At 51.2% G+C, this 21,271-nt stretch carries 18 protein-coding genes; 14 read left to right on the top strand and 4 right to left on the bottom strand.

Going from position 1 to position 21,271, the window contains the following annotated elements; translation table 11 throughout:
- Positions 1-36 precede the first annotated feature (36 nt).
- Positions 37-342, top strand: a complete 306-nt coding sequence (gene yajC, locus JJQ72_RS05430; protein WP_138225094.1) for a preprotein translocase subunit YajC — start codon at positions 37-39, stop codon at positions 340-342.
- 139 nt (positions 343-481) lie between these two features.
- Here the strand turns inward: yajC and JJQ72_RS05425 are convergent, their stop codons facing one another.
- Both JJQ72_RS05425 and JJQ72_RS05420 read right to left on the bottom strand, forming a co-directional pair.
- A complete protein-coding gene (locus JJQ72_RS05425) occupies positions 482-1,318 on the bottom strand; it encodes a phosphatase PAP2 family protein (RefSeq protein ID WP_233281167.1) in 837 nt (278 codons plus the stop codon).
- Positions 1,319-1,399: 81 nt separating this feature from the next.
- On the bottom strand, positions 1,400-1,789 hold the full coding sequence (locus JJQ72_RS05420; protein ID WP_208202995.1) for a TIGR04086 family membrane protein: 390 nt from the start codon (positions 1,787-1,789) through the stop codon (positions 1,400-1,402).
- Positions 1,790-1,976: 187 nt separating this feature from the next.
- On the opposite strand from JJQ72_RS05420, the gene JJQ72_RS05415 reads away from it, so the two are divergent.
- Positions 1,977-2,762 carry a YetF domain-containing protein gene (locus JJQ72_RS05415; RefSeq protein ID WP_208202994.1) on the top strand — a complete coding sequence of 262 codons (786 nt, stop codon included), beginning with the start codon at positions 1,977-1,979 and terminating at the stop codon, positions 2,760-2,762.
- 12 nt (positions 2,763-2,774) lie between these two features.
- Here JJQ72_RS05415 and spoVB read toward each other — a convergent pair whose 3' ends face one another.
- Complete coding sequence (spoVB, locus tag JJQ72_RS05410; RefSeq protein ID WP_208202993.1) at positions 2,775-4,361, bottom strand: stage V sporulation protein B; 1,587 nt, start codon at positions 4,359-4,361, stop codon at positions 2,775-2,777.
- Positions 4,362-4,541: 180 nt separating this feature from the next.
- On the opposite strand from spoVB, the gene JJQ72_RS05405 reads away from it, so the two are divergent.
- From JJQ72_RS05405 to JJQ72_RS05380, 6 genes are all read left to right on the top strand, one after another.
- A complete protein-coding gene (locus JJQ72_RS05405; RefSeq protein ID WP_138225098.1) occupies positions 4,542-4,802 on the top strand; it encodes a post-transcriptional regulator in 261 nt (86 codons plus the stop codon).
- Positions 4,803-4,929: 127 nt separating this feature from the next.
- A complete protein-coding gene (gene secD, locus JJQ72_RS05400; RefSeq protein WP_208202992.1) occupies positions 4,930-6,180 on the top strand; it encodes a protein translocase subunit SecD in 1,251 nt (416 codons plus the stop codon).
- Positions 6,170-7,078, top strand: coding sequence for a protein translocase subunit SecF (gene secF, locus JJQ72_RS05395; RefSeq protein ID WP_208202991.1), 909 nt, complete (start codon positions 6,170-6,172; stop codon positions 7,076-7,078). Before secD ends, secF begins: the two co-directional genes overlap by 11 nt.
- A gap of 146 nt (positions 7,079-7,224) precedes the next feature.
- Positions 7,225-8,175: a cation diffusion facilitator family transporter gene (locus tag JJQ72_RS20710; protein ID WP_208202990.1), complete on the top strand. Its 951-nt coding sequence runs from the start codon at positions 7,225-7,227 to the stop codon at positions 8,173-8,175.
- A gap of 54 nt (positions 8,176-8,229) precedes the next feature.
- Complete coding sequence (gene recJ / locus JJQ72_RS05385; protein WP_208203013.1) at positions 8,230-10,632, top strand: single-stranded-DNA-specific exonuclease RecJ; 2,403 nt, start codon at positions 8,230-8,232, stop codon at positions 10,630-10,632.
- 43 nt (positions 10,633-10,675) lie between these two features.
- Positions 10,676-11,188: an adenine phosphoribosyltransferase gene (locus JJQ72_RS05380; protein WP_138225102.1), complete on the top strand. Its 513-nt coding sequence runs from the start codon at positions 10,676-10,678 to the stop codon at positions 11,186-11,188.
- Between the two features lie 72 nt (positions 11,189-11,260).
- Here JJQ72_RS05380 and uraA read toward each other — a convergent pair whose 3' ends face one another.
- Positions 11,261-12,580 (bottom strand): uracil permease, encoded by a 1,320-nt coding sequence (gene uraA / locus JJQ72_RS05375; RefSeq protein ID WP_208202989.1) that lies wholly within the window; start codon positions 12,578-12,580, stop codon positions 11,261-11,263.
- Positions 12,581-12,889: 309 nt separating this feature from the next.
- Between uraA and JJQ72_RS05370 the strand changes: the two genes are divergently transcribed.
- The 6 genes from JJQ72_RS05370 to JJQ72_RS05345 all read left to right on the top strand — a co-directional run bounded on the left by JJQ72_RS05370 (position 12,890) and on the right by JJQ72_RS05345 (position 21,152).
- Positions 12,890-15,061, top strand: a complete 2,172-nt coding sequence (locus tag JJQ72_RS05370; protein ID WP_138225104.1) for a RelA/SpoT family protein — start codon at positions 12,890-12,892, stop codon at positions 15,059-15,061.
- A gap of 20 nt (positions 15,062-15,081) precedes the next feature.
- Positions 15,082-15,525, top strand: coding sequence for a D-aminoacyl-tRNA deacylase (dtd, locus tag JJQ72_RS05365; RefSeq protein ID WP_208202988.1), 444 nt, complete (start codon positions 15,082-15,084; stop codon positions 15,523-15,525).
- Positions 15,526-16,115: 590 nt separating this feature from the next.
- The gene (locus tag JJQ72_RS05360) at positions 16,116-16,571 is read left to right on the top strand and encodes a hypothetical protein (protein WP_243895878.1); all 456 of its coding nucleotides are present in this window, start codon (positions 16,116-16,118) and stop codon (positions 16,569-16,571) included.
- Between the two features lie 672 nt (positions 16,572-17,243).
- Positions 17,244-18,488, top strand: a complete 1,245-nt coding sequence (gene hisS / locus JJQ72_RS05355) for a histidine--tRNA ligase (RefSeq protein WP_208203011.1) — start codon at positions 17,244-17,246, stop codon at positions 18,486-18,488.
- Between the two features lie 51 nt (positions 18,489-18,539).
- Positions 18,540-20,333, top strand: a complete 1,794-nt coding sequence (aspS, locus tag JJQ72_RS05350; protein WP_138225107.1) for an aspartate--tRNA ligase — start codon at positions 18,540-18,542, stop codon at positions 20,331-20,333.
- Positions 20,334-20,396: 63 nt separating this feature from the next.
- Positions 20,397-21,152: a tRNA threonylcarbamoyladenosine dehydratase gene (locus JJQ72_RS05345; protein WP_138225108.1), complete on the top strand. Its 756-nt coding sequence runs from the start codon at positions 20,397-20,399 to the stop codon at positions 21,150-21,152.
- Positions 21,153-21,271 lie beyond the last annotated feature (119 nt).

Below are 21,271 nucleotides of genomic sequence, written 5' to 3'. Positions count from 1 at the left end.
TACCATCATGGATGGTCCATGAAGGGGGGGAAAGATATGTTTCAATTAGCAAGTGGAGAAACGGCTCAAGGTGGTTTGATCGGCTTGATTCTGCCTTTCGTGTTGATGTTTGTGATCTTTTATTTCCTGTTGATTCGTCCTCAGCAGAAGAAGCAGAAGACCCGCAACGCAATGCTTAGCGCATTGAAGAAGGGGGATAAGGTCGTAACGATCGGAGGCCTTCACGGAACGATTGTAGAGATTACGGATGATATCGTGGTCTTGAAGGTGAATGACGTCACGAAGCTTACTTTTGACCGGAGCTCCATCAGCCACAGTGTAAGTCAGGCTTCGGAGGCGTAAGTCTCGGCCCGATTGGGCAAACATGACCTGCTCTGTAGGCACCAAAAAAGCTGTTCCGCTGCTAGTCAGCAATGGAACAGCTTTTTTGTCATAGGTTCAGGTATGCAGGATACAAGAAAAGGTCTTCTAGAAGTCTGTCTCAAGCAGCCCTGCTTGTCTTCTTAAGAACGGGAAGGTCGTTGGATCTGGAATACGTCACTCTGCCCAGATACAGGCCCATTGCCGTTGCAAACGAAGCCAGTGTGACTCCCGCAAGCATGTCGGAGATCCAGTGGATGCCCATATAAAAAATTGTAAAGATAATAATAAGTGCGCTTCCTCCAGTGATCCAGGCCCAGCGCCGATTACCGGACTGGAAGGCGAGCAGCGCCATGGTAACGGATAAGGAGGTATGCAGGCTCGGGAAGCAATTGTTCAGGCCGGATAACGGGCGGTAAACGGCTTCAAAGTCAGGAAACACTGCTAGCATGTGAAAGGTGACACCCGCTGGTGCGTAGGACCATACCTCATCGACAGGAAACAGCAGAAAGAACGGAATGGCCAGCGCATAATTGAACAAAATAGCATAGCAGGCCGCGTAGAGCAAAGGCTTGTTCTGCTGAATGAGATAAACGCCGAGTGATCCGATGATGATTGCCTGGAAGACAAGAACATAGAAAAATGCAAGCACATGCGTAAGCCAGGGGGCATAGAACAGATCCTGAATCTGCCTCACGACTTGCCCCTCTAAGCGGAATAGCAACGGTGTAAAATCATAATGGACCGGATATTTCATTTCAAATTTAAGCTCTAGCTTATTCAGCACAAGAATGCCCAGCATAGAAAGGAATAGGAGGAGAAACCGGATATTCGTCATGAATTCTCTGAGCAGCGCATACAGCGCTTTGAATGGGTTAGCCAGCGTCCCCAGCCACAACAGCACAATAACATTCAGCGTCGTGAATAAGGTAATGGTAACCATGGATTGGTACAGCACGGTAAAACAAAGGCCCCCTCTTATTTTATGTAAGACAGCGCCTTTAAGTTTATCACAAAACTCAACCATAGAATTAACATTTTATTTACGCAGGTTTACACCAAACATTCCGCCTAAAGCTCCCGCTCCGATGACGATACCAAGCAGGGTCATATCGCTGGCCGAGATGAAGCTGTTCAGTGCCAAGAAGCCAATGATCAAAAGGAGAATTCCATAGAGCAGTCCTGTGACCAGCCCATAGTACCAGCCCTTGCTTCCGGAGCGCCTGCCGCTCGCCAACCCGCCGAACCATGCCGCTGCTCCATGGACTACGAAGGTATAGAGGCTCAGGTCCTCCTCAGATAGGCTGCTTGCCCACAGCAGCATGGAAAGTGCAAAAGCTCCTATGAACATCCAAATGAACGCATGCAGCAGTCCCGACAAAATGGGGTTCGTAATGCGCAGCGTGATCAAACGCCGGATGGACTCCAATATAACCGCCCCTTTCATTAACAGTATTGGTTGTAATTCATTGTATGGCCAAGCCCCTGCAGATAGTACAAATAAACAGTTTACATGATTACCATTAATTGAACACCGCCCTTCGAATGGAAAGCTCTCTTCCAGGTCAGAATAGCAGTACCTTAGCAGTCTCTATTGCAGGCAGGGAGGGCATTTCATGTTTAAGGATGTATTTGGAAATCCTATTGTCGTGTTAATTTTACGAACCATGCTGATGTATGGCGTAACTTTTCTCATGATGCGGATTATGGGGAAAAGAGAGATCGGCAAGCTGTCCATTTTTGATCTCGTCATTTCTATTATGATTGCTGAAATTGCGGTGGTTGTTATTGAAGATGTCAGCAAACCGCTCCATGAAGGGCTGATTCCTATTGTGGTGCTGGTCCTCGTCCAGGTGCTGCTGGCTTTCTGGGGATTGAATAACCGAAAGGTGAGGCAGATTTTTGACGGCAAGCCGAGTGTCATTATATCGAATGGAAAGCTGAACCGTAAGGAAATGAGCAAGCTCCGGTATAACCTCGATGACCTGATGCAGCAGCTGAGAGGTAAGGATGTTGATAGCTTGGCTGATGTGGAATTTGCGGTATTGGAAACCAGCGGACAGCTAACGGTCATTCAAAAGGACGATAGTTCATCTTCACCATCCTCTTCCCAAGACAAGGAAAGCAGCAAAGAAACGGGAACTTCAGCAGGCAACCGCCGCAAGACAGGATATAAGGAGGAGCCGGTTCCTATCCCGTATGAAAAAATCAAGTATCAGGGTCTGCCCGTCCCGCTCATTATGGATGGCAAGGTGCAGGATGAGAACCTGAGCATGGTGGATAAGAACCGATTCTGGCTGAAAAATGAAATACGAAAGCATGGAGTGCGTGATTTCAAAGATATTTTCTTATGCTCACTTGATCATAAAGGAAGAATTTACATTGATACCAAGGACAAATAGCGCTGTCGTCGTTTAGAAGCGCAGAAACCATTTGCCAAAGACAGGCATACGGGAAAGATCGCGGGCTGTCACTAAACGTGTAGCAAAAACCGCAGCCGTATACAGTATCACACTGAATCCTGCTGCACAGATAAACTGGAGCCATGGCCGTTCGGTGAAGGGCAGATGCAAATAACTATACAGCAGGCCTGCCCCCATCATCAGCATGACAGCAAGGGTCTTCACATAATCAAGCCATTTAAAACGGAAGCCGATCATTCTGGACACGCTGATGCTGTGCAGCAAGGTGACCGTGATGCTGTTGACAATAATGGCAATGACAGCTCCATGAATGCCGAATTCCGGATTAGAAGACAGGTATAGAATGAGCCCCAGCTTGATACAAGCCCCGATTAGCGTGTTGATTAATGCCTTGCCTGGACGGTCCAGGGCCTGTAACGCAGCCTGCAGCGGAGCCTGTACATAAAGAAATAAAGCAAAGGGCGCCATTAGCTGAAGCATCCCGGCAATGTCTGCATTATCGTAAAGCAACAGACATAGCGGCTCCGCGAGCACGTACATAATGACAGCAAAAGGCGCACCCGTCACCATCGCCAGCCTCAGCGCCTGGTTCATGCGTTTATGGATCAGTGCGCGGTCGTTACGGGCAGCAGCCTCTGATAGAGACGGAACCAGCGCAACCGCGAGTGACATTGTAATTGCTCCTGGCAGCAGCAGCAGCGGAATAATCATTCCCTGCAGGGCACCATACTGCGCCGTGGCAGCCGCCGTGGCGATGCCTGCAAGGGCGAGGCTTCTGGCCGTGATGATAGACTCCAGCAAGTAAGATAACGAACCGACCATTCTGCCGACCGTAACAGGTAGTGCTATGCCGAGGAGTCGGGACAGCAGGCTTCGCTTGCTCTGTGTATCGACAAAGGACTGCCCGGTGATGCTCTGGACAGGCGGGGTCATATTCGGCAGTCGCTGCTGCTCCTTGCTGTACTGCCACAAAAGCACGAACATACCGAGCAGCTCCCCGACGGCCGTGCCGAGCATCGCCCCGGCTGCGCCGAAGGCCAGCCCTTTGGGCATCAGCAGATGAGCAAACCACAGCATACAAACAATTCGGACGATGGTCTCAATGATGGATGAAGCGGCAGAAGGGACCATATTTTGCTTGCCTTGAAAATAACCCCGGTATACGGCTGAGACCGCAATAATGATCATCATGGGTGTCATGCTGACAAAGGTGTAATAGACACGCTCATCCGGCAGAATAACCTGCGTAATCCAAGGCGCGAGCCACAGGCTGATGCCCATAAAAATTGTACCGAGCGTCAAGGTGAGGATCAGGCTGACACGGAGGATCTGCTGGGAGCGGGCGGTTTGGCCGGCGCCTTCGGCCTCCGCTACCATTTTTGCAATAGCAAGCGGGATGCCGCCTGTAATCAAAGTCACGAGTACGATGAAAAAAGGATACCCGAGCTGATAGATACCGACTCCTTCAGGACCGATAATCCGGGGCAGCGCAATCCGCGGTATAAAACCGAGAAGTCGGTTCAGAATCCCGGCTGTCAGCAGGATGATCGTTCCTTTAATAAATGACTGCTTGTTCAAGGCATAATCCAACTCCTCGGCTTCTATCATGAAATGGATGTGTTGTATAGGATATGCCTGACCTGTCCCAACTCATGACATGACTTTTTTGAAAGGACAGAGGTGAGAAAAAGAAGGAATCCCTTACTGGCAGTCGAATGTGTTAAGGTATTACAACATGAACAAGGGGGCTGAGCCGGTATGGATAAGGAACCGTTTGAGAACGAGGAATGGGTACAAGCCCTAAATATGATTTGCGAAAGCAAAGCCGAAGAAATGCGATTGATCGGGTATGAGCAGGTGACGGCTGATGATATCTGGCGCTGTGTCAGCAGTAAATATGAGAAGACCGGTATCCCGCCGCTGCATAAGCTGGTGAATGACGTCTTGTCGCTAAAGGCGACAGCGCTGATGAATTATATGACCATTGCCGCATATAAGGGATCTCCTTTTCAATACTGAGAGGCAGGTCTCTTTGCTGTGACGAGAGGCCGGCGGCGAGGCTTGCGACAAATTTTGATAAATTGACTGAGTTTTGGCGCATGGCTATAATAGGAATATTGAGACAAAAGGGGGAACTAGGGACGGCATGAAAAGAATCATCAGTTTCATCGCTACCGTGCTCGTGGTTACCGGAATCATGATATTCACGAGTCCGGGATTGGTTCAAGACGTCCGATTGGGTCTGGATCTTAAGGGCGGCTTTGAAATCCTGTACGAAGCAGAGCCATTGGCAGAGGGGCAGGAAGTAACTCCCGAATCTCTCCAGGAAACCGCCAAGAGCCTGCAGAAGCGTGCAGACGCAATAGGCACGACGGAGCCGGAGATTACGACGGAGGGAAGCAACCGGATTCGCCTAAAGGTTCCGGGAGTGGCGAACGAGGAAGAGATTCGCAAGACGATGAAGGAACCGGCTAATTTGACGTTCCGCAGTAATGACGGCTGCGCTGAAGGCGAGGAATTTTGCAAAATTGAGCTTCGCGGCGACGATTTTGTGGAAAATGCAGCTTCGATCGGCGTAGACGGCCTGAATCAGCCTGTCGTGAATATTCAAGTCAAGGACAAGGCTAAATTTGCTGAGATTACGCAGCGGCTGCTCCAAAAGCAGCTGGCGATTTATTTGGATGACACCTTGCTGTCTGCTCCAACGGTACAAGCTGTGCTGACCGACGGCAATGCTATGATTACCGGATCAGAATCAAGAGAAGAGGCTCAGCAGCTTCGCGACACTGTTAACCTGGGTGCCTTGCCGCTGAAGCTGACCGAGAAGTATTCCCAAAGCGTGGGGGCAACCCTAGGAATGGAATCTCTGAACAAGACGCTCCAAGCCGGCTTGATCGCTTCCGCGATTATTCTGCTGTTCATGGTTATCATTTACCGGATTCCGGGACTGATCGCCAGCTTTGCGCTCATTGTCCATACCTGGCTGCTCATTCTTATCTTCGTGCTGGCGGATTTTACGCTGACGCTGCCCGGCATTGCAGCCTTTATTCTCGGGATCGGGATGGCAGTGGATGCCAACATTATTACTTTTGAACGGATTCGTGAAGAAATGCGAAGTGGCAAGAGTATTTCCTCCGCTGTTAAGGCTGGCGGCAAATCCTCCTTCCGCACCATTATCGATTCCAACGTAACTACGATCATCGTGGCTGCCGTGATGTTTGCCTTCGGCACAGGATCTGTAAAGGGCTTTGCGATTGTGCTCATTCTTGAAATTATTGTGAGTATTGCTACGAACGTATACTTCTCCCGCTTCCTGCTGAACCTCCTAGTCAAAATAGGCTGGGCAAGCAAGCCGGGCCAGTTTGGTGTAAAGGAGAGTGAGATACGTGCGCTTTGAAAATTTTGATTTTGTACGGTTAAGCCGATATTTTTATATGTTTTCCATTGCACTGACCGTGGCGGGCCTGATCTTCCTGTCCGTATTCAACTTGAATTACGGCGTTGATTTCCGTTCCGGCTCGAACGTTGATGTGACGACAGAGAAAAGCCTCACCGAGGCACAGCTGCAGCCGATCGTGGATGGACTTGATGTCGGTGATCAGACGACGATTACACCGGGTTCAGACCGTATTAATATCCGCTTTAGTGACGTACTGTCAGAGCAGCAGGATGCTGCTTTGAAAGCAGGCATTCTACAGCTGGACGCCAGTGCTTCCTTTGAGGTTAACACGGTTGATCCGGAGATGGCCAGAGAGCTGGGCCGAAATGCGATTTATGCGGTGCTGCTGTCGTGTATCGGGATCATTATCTATGTCAGCATCCGCTTTGAATGGCGCTTTGCTGTAGCGGCAATTGTTGCATTGCTCCATGATGCTTTTGTTGTGGTCAGCGTATTCTCCATTCTGCGGCTGGAGGTGGATGTCACCTTCATTATCGCGGTCCTGACCATTATCGGTTACTCCATTAACGATACCATCGTGATCTTTGACCGGATTCGCGAGAATCTGAGGTTCGCCAAAATCAAGAAACACAGCGATCTGGTGGACCTGGTCAATAAAAGTGTGGCGCAGACGTTCAAGCGCTCCATTTACACGGCCCTGACCGTGCTGATTGCGGCATTGCTCATGCTCATGATGGGCGGAGAGTCGATCCGCATGTTCTCGCTCGCGATCGTGATTGGTCTCTTGTTCGGTGCTTATTCTTCCATTTTCATTGCGAGTCCGCTGTGGCTGCTGCTGAAAGGGAAGAATGTGAACAAGCCCAAAGCACCAAAGCCTTCCACCTCGGAGGTCTAGATATTTCTCCTTCTGAAGCTGAAGGCGTAGTCAACTCTGTAAAGCTCAATACCATAAGACAGAAAGCCGTGTCGCAGGCGACGCGGCTTTCTAAGTTACCGGCTGGTAAATACCAAGGCAAAAGTATATCCAAGGAGGGGCCTTAGGTGAACAATGTTCAGGTGCAGCGCGGCAGCAAAGCGGTGAGCGTGGCTGTAGCTTGTGACTTTACCCTCGCTCTGGTTAAAGGAGCAGCGGGAATGTTCCTGGGCAGCCTGGCGCTCATGGCAGATAGTCTGCATACGGCGGCTCAGGGAGTAACGCTATGGAAAACCGGCGTCGAGGAGGGAGCGCGGTCCCAGGGAAACCGTGCAGGGAAACGCATGCAGTCTTATGAAGTGACAATGCTTCTGATTCCACTTGTCTTGATTACATTAGCGCTCTTCATGGTCTACAATCGTGTAGGACAGCTATGGAGCGGCAGCCCTGAAGCTCCGGACAGCTTCGCGCTTATTATTGTGCTGGCAGCGCTGCTCCTCAATGAAGCGGTCTTTCGCTATCATGCCGGCAGAAGCAAGGCCAACAGCCCGCTGCTGCAGGCTCATACCCGGAATCATCGGGCAGGCATTTATTCCTCACTCCTTGTCATTGCGGGTGCGGGCCTGACCTTAGCAGGGGAGTACGGCGAGGTCCCTGTCTTGCTGTATTGTGATCTGGCAGCGTCTTTGATGGTCTATGCTCTTGTCATTTGGAGAGGCTTGAAGCTGCTTAGAGAGGCGATATATAAAGAGGACATCCTGGTGGAGGCTTTATGTGAAGATCACGGGATGGACTATGTAGAGACCATCCAACGCGTGTATGGTGTCATTACCGTAGAGGAGCTAAAGGTGCAGCCTCTGGGATCAGCGCAGATCCAGCTGGAGGTCAAGGTCAGCGTGAATCCTTTAATTACAGTGATTGAGGCACATGAAATTGCCGATCGTGCGTCGCGGCTGCTTCAGCAGCGGTTTCCCCAGGTTACCAAGATCCAGATGATCACGGCACCTTACGAAACGGGATATCCTTATAAATCGAATATGGACTTAAATGATAATAACCTGCCGACATTGCCGCAATAAATAACATCCGCTGTGAAAGCATAAAGCAGGCAGGGAAGAAAGGTGAAGACAATCGTGCTGTACCCCAAGTATGAATGGCGGGTGCCCCCGCCGAATCAAGAAGCAGCCCGAAGGCTGGCCGAGGAGCTGTCCATCTCTCCGCTGACCGCTTCATTGATGGCGGTCCGCGGGATCGAGAGCATAGAAGCTGCAGAGCAGTTTCTGCATGGCTCAGCACAGCACAGCCATGATCCTATGCTATTGCATGGGATGGAGCAGGCTGTGCCTCGAATAAGAAAAGCACTTCAGGAGCAGGAGCATATTCTCATCTACGGGGATTATGATGCAGACGGCGTGTCCAGCACTACGCTGATGATTCAGCTTATGCGCCATCTCGAGGCATCCTATGATATATATATCCCGCATCGTTCGAACGAGGGCTATGGTCTTCATAATCATGCGATTGATTGGGCATACCAGCAGGGAGTATCCCTGATCATTACAGTAGATACCGGAATTAGTGCCGTAGAGCAGATTGCATATGCAAACCGCCTTGGTATAGATGTTATTGTCACTGACCATCATGAGCCTCCAGAGGTGCTGCCAGACGCTTACGCATTGATTAACCCCAAGCTGCCACACTGTCGCTATCCTTTCAAGGGCCTTGCGGGAGTAGGCGTAGCATACAAGCTGGCACAGGCTCTGGTAGAGGACCCGCCGGAGGAATGGCTTCAGATTGTTGCCATCGGTACAATTGCGGATTTAATGCCATTGCTGGAGGAAAACCGGATGCTGGTACGACAAGGTTTGGAATCCATGCGGACGACGCGCTATGAAGGTCTTCGTTCCTTGCTGTCGGTGAGCGGCATTGATGTTCCTCAGGTGACATCGGTTCATATCGCCTTTTCGGTGGCTCCTCGCATTAATGCCGCCGGCCGGATGGATCATGCTGGTAAGGCAGTAACCCTGCTGACGACCTCAAACCGTGAAGACGCAGAGCGACTGGCCTGGGAGCTCGATGCTTTGAATAAAAAGCGTCAGCAGACGGTAGATAACATCGCTGATGAAGCGCTGGGGCTGATTCAATCCAGATTTAGCCCGGAACAGCTCCCGCCGGTGCTTGTCGTTGCAGGTGAAGGCTGGAACGTAGGTGTCGTCGGCATTGTAGCCTCCAGGCTGCTGGAGAAGTTTTATCGTCCGGTCATTGTGCTGGGGATTGATCCTGAATCCGGCCAGTGTAAGGGCTCCGCCCGTTCGATCCCGGGCTTGGATATTTATGAGGCGCTGCATCACTGCAAGGATGTCCTGGAGCATTTTGGAGGTCATCCCGCAGCAGCCGGCATGAGTTTGCACCGGGACCGGCTGCCAATGCTGGAAGAAGGGCTATGGAGCTTTGCGAAGCAGGTACTGACTGACGATCACCTGATTCCCGTACAGCAGGCGGATCTGGAATGCTCCATCCGTGAGATTACTTTGGCGGGTCTGGACGAGCTGGAGCTGTTAGGTCCCTATGGTATGTCCAATACGGTTCCTAAGATGGTTTTTCGGGAGGTTACGGTCATCGAGGCCCGAAAAATGGGCAAGGAAAGCCGGCATCTCCGCCTTCGATTGCAGCAGGAACAAGGCGTACTTGAAGCTGTTGGCTTCGGCTACGGCCATCTGGCTGACGTGCTTCCCTCTGGAACCTCAATCAGTGTTCTGGGAGAAATGTCAGTCAACGAATGGAACGGCAGCCGAAAACCGCAGCTTTTGATTCAGGATCTGGCTGTCCCGCAGAAGCAGGTATTTGATCTGCGGAATACGGCAGAACCGATTCGAGAGCTGCAGCGCTTTCGGGCACAATGGGAAAGAGAGCTTCGCTGTCCGGAGCCCCGCTGTGCGGTGGTTATGAAAGAAAGCCGGCTGTCAGAAGTGAAAGAGGAATTGTCTAATCTATCCCTTTGGGTATATGATAGAACAGCCGGATTTCGTCCAGGCAGCTCTCTGGCGAAAGAGAGCCGCCTGGAGGATCTATCGGTCATGTTCATGGTGGATTTACCGGATTCTTTAGATGAGCTGGATTCATTGCTGGCGGCATTCCGGGATGTTCCCAACATCGTGTTGCTGCATTCGGCTCGGGACCCGCAGGAGCGGCTTCAGGTGCCGACCCGAGAGCAGTTCAAAACGCTCTATGCCGTATTAGCCGGCTTGGGTTCTCGTCCTGCTTCCAGCAAAGATGTCGTGGCTTCAATGAAGAAACACTCTGCTCTGTCGGACGCCATGCTATCTCAGGTATTGAAGGTGTTTGAGGAGCTGGCATTTATTCAGGTGTCGGAGGGACATATTTATTTCGTGCCCAAGCCGGAGAAGAAGCCGCTGGAAGCCTCGGCTCACTTCAGATCCTTGACCCGTCTGGCCGAGATGGAGCAGTACATGAAATTCGGAAGCGCTGATCAAGTGAGACACTGGATGTACAGCCGTACAGCAGGCGCATCTTAGGTAAAGACAAGCCATTAGAACTGAGATACAGGAGGAGATTGTATTGGATTTCAAGGATTACATTCGCGTTATACCTGACTTTCCCCACGAGGGAATCAGCTTTAAGGACATTACGACCCTGTTAAAGCACGGCGGCGTATACAAGCAAGCGATTGATGAGCTGAAAAAAATGGTAGAGCATCTGCACATTGATGTTATTGCAGGTCCGGAAGCCCGGGGATTTGTTGTCGGTGCGCCGCTGGCTTATGCACTGGGGGTCGGTTTTGCGCCGATCCGTAAGAGCGGAAAGCTGCCTTACGAAACGATTGAAGTAGGCTATGATCTGGAATACGGAAAAGACCAGCTTGCCATGCATATCGATGCCGTCGAGAAAGGGCAGAACGTCCTTATCGCCGATGATCTGCTTGCTACCGGCGGAACGATTTCGACTTCAGTGAACCTGGTTCGTCAGTTGGGTGGAAACGTCGTAGGAGCTGCTTTTATGATTGAGCTGTCAGATCTGAATGGACGTGACAAGCTTCCAGATATTGATGTCTACACGCTCATGAACTACTAGAACATGGACCGGGAGTTTCCCGGGAAATAACGAAGGACCCCGAGCTGCGCTGCAGTCCGGGGTCCTTTAGATTTATTCGGTTACTTTTTCCGGGAGCGGCTGCTCCTCTGGCTTCTCATTCGAGAGGCCGAGAATATCAAACAGGCGGAACAGGATTGCAAGCGGCATACCTACAATGGTGGATAGTGCCATGCCCTTCAGCTCAACATCGCCAAATCGCACGGTTACTCCGCTGATGCCGACAACGAGGACAAGCGTGGCAAGAATCATATTGCTGGCTCTAGAGAAATCGACCTTCTTCTCGACAAATATCCGAAGACCGGAGGCTGCGATGACGCCGAACAGCAGTAAGGAGACGCCGCCCATCACTGCAGCTGGAATGTTGGCGATGATGGCAGAGAAGGTGCCTGAGAAGGAGAGCACGATCGCAATGACAGCCGCGCCGCCAATGACACGAACGGAATATACCTTGGTCAAGGCCATTACGCCGATGTTCTCCCCGTACGTGGTGTTTGGCGTCGATCCGACGAAGCCGGACAGAATGGTTGAAATACCGTTGCCCAGCAGGGAGCGGTGAAGCCCGGGATTCTTGGACAGATCCTTGCCCACAATGTTGCTCGTAACCAGCAGGTGACCGATATGCTCTACAATCACGACGATCGAAACCGGAATAATGGTAAAAATAGCTGCTATATCCCACTCCGGCGTCGTCAACGTAGGCGCGGTAAAGAACGCAGCCTCGGAAATTTTATCAGTCTCTACAAGTCCCAGGTAGAAGGAAAGCGCATAGCCTGATGCAATCCCGATGAGAATATGAATGATCTTGGGGAAGCCCCGGAACAGCAACGAACCCAGCACGGTCACGCCAAGGGTCACCATCGAGACGGTAACGACCTCAGGATTCATGCTCCACCCTTCCGCCTCTACCGGGTTCGACGGCGGCAACAGCCCCGCCATATTCGCTGCCACCGGAACGAGCTCCAAACCGATCATGGCGATGATTGCTCCCATAACCGCAGGAGGGAAGACGAAATCAATCCATCCGGTGCCGGCATATTTAACGATCAGCGCAATTACGCAGAAGATCACACCTGTAATGATAAAGGCTCCGAGCGCTTTGCCATAGTTGGCACCTGGATCTCCCATCAGCACCAGACTGACCGGAGTAATAAAGGCGAAGCTTGAGCCCAGATACGCCGGTATTTTTCCTTTACATAACAGAATATAAATCAGGGTGCCGATTCCGTTCATTAGAAGTATCATACCCGGATCGACGCCAAAGATGTTCGGGACGAGCACTGTACTTCCGAACATGGCGAATAAATGCTGAAGGCTCAGCAGAAAGCCGGGTCCGAAGGGCAGTTTCTCATCTACTTGAATTTCGCGTTGCAAACCAATTCCTCCTCAAGATCTGTTTAACCATAGCTTCATTTCTTTATGATCTTATCTAGATTATATAGAAATGTTCGTTTTTTCAATCACAATTTTCATATCTGCTCCAATTCATGATAGGTTTGTCATGATATGGATCATAAAGGGCTGTGACGCCCTGAATGTACCTGGCTGCTAGTGTTGACGTATACGGCACAAAGCGTCATAATGGAAGGAAAATCATCACGGAAGAACAACCTGCGCGTTTTGACTTGGGCGGGTTTTCGTTTTATATAGAAAGTCATCGTCGCAATCAGAAAGGACTTCTCAATGGGCATAGAGCGATTACTTGAAAAGGCAGGCGCCTATATTAAAGAACCCGATCTTCTTCGAATTCAGGAAGCTTTTGAATTTGCAGAGCAGGCTCATCACGGGCAGATTCGCAAATCGGGAGAACCGTATATTTTACATCCGCTTGCGGTAGCAGACATCGTCGTCAACATGCAGATGGACACGTTGTCTATTATTGCTGCCCTGCTTCATGATGTCGTTGAGGACACGACTGTATCGCTCGAGGAGATCCGGTCGAGGTTCGGCGAGACCTGTGCGATGCTGGTGGATGGACTGACGAAGCTGGAGCGAATTAAATTCGGCTCCAAGGAAGAGCAGCAAAATGAAAACTATCGCAAAATGTTCATAGCCATGGCTCGGGACATTCGCGTGATTGTTATCAAGCTGGCGGACCGGCTGCACAATATGCGCACGCTGAAATACCAGTCGGAGGAAAGCCAGCGGAGAATCTCGCATGAGACCCTGGAGATTTTCTGTCCTATTGCTCATCGTCTCGGGATATCCGCTATTAAATGGGAAATGGAAGATATTGCGCTCCGCTACTTGAATCCTCAGCAGTATTACCGGATTGCCAATCTGATGCACAAGAAGCGGGCTGAACGGGAGCAGTTCATCGACAATGTCATTGAACGGATTGCGGAGAAGCTGGATGAAATGGGAATTCAGGCGGACCTGTCGGGTCGTCCGAAGCATATCTATAGTGTGTTTAACAAGATGTCCGTCAAGAACAAGCAGTTTAATGAAATTTATGATCTGCTGGCCATCCGGATTATCGTAGACAACATCAAGGACTGCTATGCAACCCTGGGCATTATTCACACGCTGTGGAAGCCAATGCCGGGGCGCTTTAAAGATTATATCGCCATGCCGAAAGCGAATATGTACCAGTCTCTGCACACCACCGTAGTGGGTCCGAACGGAGAGCCGACAGAGGTACAGATTCGGACGCTGGAAATGCATCGTACCGCAGAGTTCGGGATCGCGGCTCACTGGGCATATAAGGAAGGCTCGGCGGCGGCTAATTTTGATAACAAAATTACGTTCTTCCGCGAGATTCTGGAGCTTCAGCATGAGGCGAAGGATGCTTCGGAGTTTGTCGAATCACTCAAAATGGACTTTTTCTCAGATCTCGTCTTTGTGTTTACGCCTAAAGGGGAGGTCATTGAGCTGCCTGCTGGCTCCGTCCCGCTGGACTTTGCGTACCGCATTCATACCGAGGTTGGAAACCGGACGATTGGGGCGAAGGTGAATGGCAGAATTGTCCCGCTGGATCATCAGCTGAAGACCGGCGATATTGTTGAGATTTTAACCTCGAAGCACTCTTATGGCCCGAGCCAGGATTGGCTGAAGATTGCCCAGTCCTCCCACGCCAAGAGTAAGATCAAGCAATGGTTCAAGAAAGAGAAGCGCGAAGAAAATGTTGAAAAGGGCCGGGACCTGCTGGAACGGGAAATGAAACGGCAGGGTCTGGAGGCTTCTGAATTTCTGAGTGATGACAAGCTGATGGATGCGGCGAGAAAGTTTGCCTTCAACGATATCGAAGACATGCTGTCTGCCGTCGGATTTGGAGGCATTACAGCCGCCCAGATTACAACCAAGCTCACAGAGAAGCTTCGCAAGGAGCAGGAGGAGGCGAACCAAATCGGGCTGACCTCCGAGATGAAGGAGATCAAGGCGCCCGAGAAGCGCAGCCGTCCTACCAATGGCGTTACGGTTAAAGGCATTGACAATTTACTGGTGCGCTTTGCCAGGTGCTGCAACCCGGTGCCAGGCGATGAAATCATCGGCTATGTGACGCGCGGTCGCGGGGTATCTGTGCACCGGGCAGACTGCTCGAACATTCCTGCTACTGGTGATGGGGAAGATGCGGCACGTGTGATTGAGGTCGAGTGGGAATCAACGGTGGAAGCTAGCTACAGCGTAGATATTGAAGTTACGGGACATGACCGCAATGGTCTGCTAAATGAAGTACTGCAGGCAGTATCTGAGAGCAAGACAAATATTTCAGCAGTGACCGGCCGATCGGACAAGAACAAGATGGCCATGATTCATATGACCATTCTGATTCGCAACACGGACCATCTTCAATCGGTGGTGGAGCGGATTAAGCGTGTGAAGGATGTGTACACCGTCCATCGGATTATGCAGTGACTTTACCAGGGGGAACAGGCATGAAGGTTGTCATTCAAAGATGCAAGCATGCCCAGGTCGTTGTCGGTGAACAGGTTACCGGCGAAATCGGGCAGGGACTCATGGTGCTCGTGGGTGTTACCCATGAGGATGAGACAAAGGATGCCGTTTATTTGGCGGAAAAGGTAGCAGGACTGCGGATTTTTGAGGACGATGATCACAAAATGAACCTGAGTGTGCAGGATATGGGCGGCTCCATTCTGTCGGTGTCTCAGTTTACATTGTATGGTGACTCCCGAAAAGGCAAGCGGCCCAGCTTTATGGCGGCTGCGAGGCCGGAGGCGGCGCAGAAGCTGTACGAGCTGTTTAATGCTGAGCTCAGAAGCAGAGGGCTTAGCGTGGAAACCGGAATTTTTGGAGCGGATATGGATGTGTCCCTTACGAATTGGGGACCGGTGACGCTGATCTTAGACAGTCGCAGTTAAGATGAGTCTTGGAAGAATCGGCAGCAGTAGGTATAGTGCGGGGAAGACAGGGGCATGCTGTGTAGAAGCACTTTTATGTAAAAAGGAGCATCTCATGCGGCATTCACCTCAATTTCTGCGTAGCAAGCAGTCAGCTTTAGGGATGACATCCGGTATGCACGAGGCTTTACACATACATCGCCTGCTGCATGCCCCCGCCCAGCCCGGCGGTCCGGATCGACGAGCAAGCGGGAAAGACCTGTTAATCCGAAGGTAAACAGCTAGTCATCCCTGAAGCAGCAAACGGCCGATCAAGCTGATCCACGGTATATGTAATGAAGAAATAAAACCGCTCTTTTTTAGATGGTGGCTAGTCACTTCCCATCTAACCCGAGAGCGGTTTATTTATATTATCTGATCGTTAAGGATGAAATTTGGAGAAACAGCGAGGGCAGGAACGTTCTTACGCGAAAATGATCTTGTGGAATAGCTCTTTTTCATCCTTCGGGGATGCATTGTCATGTTAGAAAATGGAGGGATGCGGGTAATAGGAAGCAAGGAAAGCGTTACAATCACAGCGATAATCCTAGTTGATCCTAAAGGAGGAATTTATGATGTCCAAGCATCTCCAAGCCTATTTCAGATCTGAAGACGAAGCAGAAAGCGCTAAAACAACGCTTTTAACCTACAAGACCGATCAGCTTGAAGTCAGTGAGCTGCAAGAAACAGTGGGACGCCGGGTTGATATCCTGGTGCCGCTAATTCCATTCGGTACTTCTAACGCCGGCAGCAACACAACTGGAACAGGCTACGCTGGCGGATATACGGCAGGCGCGGGTGCGGCTGTAAACGTACAGGGTGTGCCTGAGGATCGTGACCATGAGGATGCTCCTGTGGGCGATAAGGACGGACATGCAGACGATTACCGCGAGGCTGATCTGGATGACGTTGATTTCGATGAGCTTAGATATGTGCTGACAGCAAAGGTCAGCGATGCTGATTTTGATCAGATCGTGCACAAGCTGCGCTCCAACCACGCTTTCATCGAGAAATTTGAGAACGAATAGTATGCTTTGGAATAAAGCCGCCAGCAATGGCGGCTTTTTTGCTGTCCTTCATGATATCCTTATAATATAGCAGCGCTTTCACCACTGTAATATAACTGTAATATGAGTTACATGTTCTGATAATATATGCGGTTTATAATAACAGCATGACCCCCTTTTAATATACTCTTTTGGACCTGCGATATGAGATCGCAGGTTTTTTTTTGAGCTTTTGCAACCTCTATCGTTTCATTTCGTCAGGAATTTCTTGACTTTAACGTGGCGGTTCATTACAATCTTAAAATATAATGTTTAGGCAACACTGTAGAGAACAGGGTTGCATGTCATAATGATTTGATGACGGGACCAAGTAATCCATCCCCACACGATCAGAGAGAAATCCCTCCAGGCTGCAAGGATTTCCGTGATGAATGGACGAATGACTTCCCCGAGAACAGACGGCGAAATGCTTGCTGCAAGCAAGAGTAGCCGCTCTGCGCAGGCCGGGCGTTATCCGGATGAGCGAAGAATCCAGACGCGGTATAAGGGATTTTTCGGAATGTGGGTGGTACCACGGGTGATTTAATTGATGACAATCTCTCGTCCCTGTTGTTGTTTGTTACAACGGGGCGGGGGATTTTTTGATTTCTAGAGAACAGAAAGATGAATTGGAGGATATGAAACATGGCGGAGATGAAGTTCAAGAATCCGACCGGAACCCAGGATCTGCTGCCGGGTACAGTCGAGAAATGGCAGTTCGTGGAGGGCAAAGCAAGAGACCTCTGTCAGCGGTACAATTTTCGGGAGATCCGCACACCCCTGTTCGAGCAGACCGAGCTGTTCGAGCGCGGCGTAGGTGAAACGACGGATATTGTAGAGAAGGAAATGTATACCTTCAAGGATAAAGGAGACCGCAGCATGACCCTGCGTCCGGAAGGCACGGCTGGTGTCGTTCGTGCGTACGTTCAGAACAAGCTGTATGGCGAGCCCGATGTCACAAAGCTGTATTACATTGCGCCGATGTTCCGCTACGAGCGTCCGCAGGCCGGCCGATACCGCCAGTTTCACCAGTTCGGCATCGAGGTGTTCGGAGCTGCGGACCCGTCTATTGATGCGGAGGTTATTGCTCTGGGCTACTCGTTTACGAAGGAGCTGGGGCTGTCCGGTGTCAAGGTAGAAATCAACTCCGTGGGCACACCGGAAATAAGGGCGGCTTACCGGGAGCGCCTGCTGTCCTTCCTGACGCCGATGAAGGATCAGCTGTGCAGTGACTGTCAATCCCGCATGGACCGCAATCCGCTGCGGGTGCTGGACTGCAAGAAGGATCAGGACAAGTTTGACGGAGCGCCTTCCATTCTGGAGAGTCTGGATGAAGCCTGCAGTCAGCATTTTGAACAGGTGAAGGCTTATCTGGATGCGATGGAGGTCAACTACGAGGTCAACCCGAGAATGGTGCGCGGCCTGGACTACTACACCCATACCGCGTTTGAATTCAAAGCACAGGGAATTGGTGCGATTGATACGGTGGGCGGCGGCGGCCGTTACAATGGACTGGTGGAACAGATCGGCGGTCCGGATCAGACCGGTATCGGATTTGGCATCGGGCTGGAGCGGATTATGCTGATCCTTGAGCATCAGAGCATTGAGCTGAATGCGGTTAAACCGCTGGATGTGTATCTTGTAGCGCTTGGAGAAGCGGCGGAGAAGGAAATTACGAAGATCATTTTCCAGCTCCGCAGTGCCGGCATTTCCGCAGAGCGGGATTACCAGGGACGCAAGATGAAGGCGCAGATGAAATCAGCAGACCGTCTGCAGGCGCGCTATACGGCGATTTTGGGGGACGATGAGCTGGCCAAAGGCGAGATTGCCCTGAAATCGATGGAAACCGGAGAGCAGCGGACGGTAAGGCTTGATGAGCTGCATAGAGAACTGTGTTAGGTTAACCCGGCCATAATGGCTTTAATTATATGAAGAGGGGTAGATGAAATCATGTTAAAAAGGACGCATCATTGCGGTCAGTTGACGGCTGCAAACATCGGAGAGACGGTAACACTGAACGGCTGGGTACAAACCCGCCGTGACCTGGGGGGCGTATTGTTCATTGATCTGCGCGACCGCAGCGGAATTATGCAGGTGGTATTCAATCCGGATTTCTCCGGCGAAGCGCTGGCTGTGGCTGACAAGGTTCGCAGTGAGTACGTGCTGGCAGTAACCGGTAAAGTCGTTCAGCGTGATCCGGAAACCGTAAACAAGAACCTGGCTACAGGTGAAATTGAGGTTCAGGTTACCGAGATTGAAGTGCTGAACGCCGCCAAAACGCCTCCGTTCTTTATCGAAGACGGTGTTGAGGTGGACGAGCAGCTGCGCTTGAAGTACCGTTACCTCGATCTGCGCCGGCCGGAAATGCAGCAGACGCTCATGCTTCGTTCCAAGGCGTCGAAGATTTTCCGCGACTTCCTGGATGGAGAAGGGTTTGCAGATGTCGAAACGCCGATCCTGACCAAAAGCACGCCAGAAGGCGCACGGGATTATCTGGTGCCAAGCCGCGTGCATGCAGGGGAGTTCTTTGCACTTCCGCAGTCCCCGCAGATTTACAAGCAGCTGCTGATGGTCAGCGGCCTGGAGCGTTATTACCAGATCGCCCGCTGCTTTCGGGATGAGGATCTTCGTGCTGACCGTCAGCCGGAGTTCACACAGGTCGACATCGAGACTTCCTTCATGGAGCGCGATGACCTGCTGTCGATGATGGAGCAGCTGATGGTTCGCCTGTTTAAGGAAACGATTGGCGTTGAGCTGGCGACTCCGTTCCAGCGCATCAGCCATGCGGACGCGATGGGCAAATACGGCTCGGACAAGCCGGATCTGCGCTTTGGCATGGAGCTGATTGAAATGAATGATATCGTAGCTGACAGCGGTGTGAAGGTGTTCGCTTCCGTGATCGAAAAAGGCGGCGAAGTAAAGTGCCTGAACGCCAAAGGCTGCGGTACATGGACACGTAAGGAAATTGATGACCTTGGACCATTTGCTGCCCGCTACGGTGCGAAGGGCCTGGCCTGGATTCAAGTGAAGGAAGGCGAATTCAAGGGGCCGATCGTGAAATTCTTTACCCCCGAAGAGATTGAAGCGGTGAAGGAGCGCACTGGCGCGGAAGAAGGCGATCTGCTGCTGTTCTCGGCGGACACGAAAAAGGTCGTTGCGGATGTTCTGGGCGCACTGCGTCTGCGAATTGGCCGTCAGCTGGGCTTGATCAACGATAAAGAATTCAAATTTGCCTGGGTGCTGGACTTCCCGCTGCTAAGCTACGATGAAGAGCAGAAGCGCTATGTAGCAGAGCATCATCCGTTCACTCGTCCTAATGATGAGGATGTCGAGCGTCTGGAGAGCGACCCGCTCAGTGTTCGTGCACAGGCGTATGACCTGGTTCTGAACGGCTATGAGGTTGGCGGCGGCTCCATGCGGATCTACAAGCGTGACGTTCAGGAAAAAATGTTTGCAGCCCTCGGCTTGTCTCCCGAGGAAGCTTACGAGAAGTTCGGATTCCTGCTGGATGCGTTTGAATACGGCACACCGCCGCATGGCGGCATTGCTTTCGGCTTTGACCGGCTTGTTATGCTGTTGGCTGGACGTACGAACCTGCGTGAGACGATTGCGTTCCCGAAAACCGCGAACGCAACCGATCTGCTGATGGATTCTCCGTCCGAGGTGGATGGAGGTCAGCTGGAGCAGCTGCACATTAAGCTGGCCAAGAAGCCGGTAGAAGAGAAGAAAGAAAGCAACGGATAGTATTGCGCTGCTCGTTGTGAAGATACAGCGCTCTAACCATATGTAAGAAGGAGGAACAAATCCATGCTGCATCAATTTTCGCGCACCGAGCTTGCGATTGGCCCGGAAGGGCTGGAGACGATGAAGAACAGCACGGTAGCTGTGCTTGGCATCGGCGGTGTCGGCTCGATTGCCGTCGAAGCTCTGGCGCGCACGGGCGTAGGCCGCATTATTCTGATCGACAAGGATGTCGTGGACATTACCAATATCAACCGCCAGATTCATGCACTGACCTCGACCGTCGGGCAGAAGAAGGCCGACTTGATGGTGGAGCGGGTGAAGCTGATCAATCCGGAGTGCGAAGCGATTGCGCTGAATATGTTCTATACGGATGAGACGTATGAAGAGCTGTTCAAATATGATCTGGATTATGTCCTGGATGCATCAGATACGATCATGTACAAGATTCATTTGATCAAGGAGTGCCTGAAGCGCAGCATTCCGATCATTTCGAGCATGGGCGCAGCCAATAAGATGGATCCGACCAAGTTCCAGGTGGCCGACATCTCCAAGACGTCGATGGATCCCATTGCACGAGTGATCCGTACCAAGCTTCGGAAGGACGGGATTAAGAAGGGCGTCAAGGTGGTCTTCTCCCTGGAAGAGCCGATGAAGCCGCGGAAGGATGTAACCGACAAGATTGTGCCGGAGAATGCTCCGGAAATCCGCAAAGCAAAGCAGCCTCCGGCGAGCAATGCATTTGTTCCCCCGGTTGCCGGCCTGATTATGGTGTCGGTAGCTGTGCGGGAGCTGCTGGAGAAGGCTGGAATTTCAACATAGCATCACAGGATTGCAGGCGTTAGAAGACCGCAGGTGTCAGAGCGGACTTCCAGCGCCTGTTTCTTGTCTTTTACTCGGTTCTAAAAAAGTTTGTCGCCGTGAAGTCCATGTGCTACAAT

The sequence above is a fragment of the Paenibacillus sp. F411 genome (assembly GCF_017582705.1).
GTDB classification, from domain to species: Bacteria; Bacillota; Bacilli; order Paenibacillales; family Paenibacillaceae; genus Paenibacillus_AQ; species Paenibacillus_AQ algicola.
Note: the sequence above shows the minus strand (reverse complement) of the source record. Positions and strands in the feature narration are given on the sequence as shown.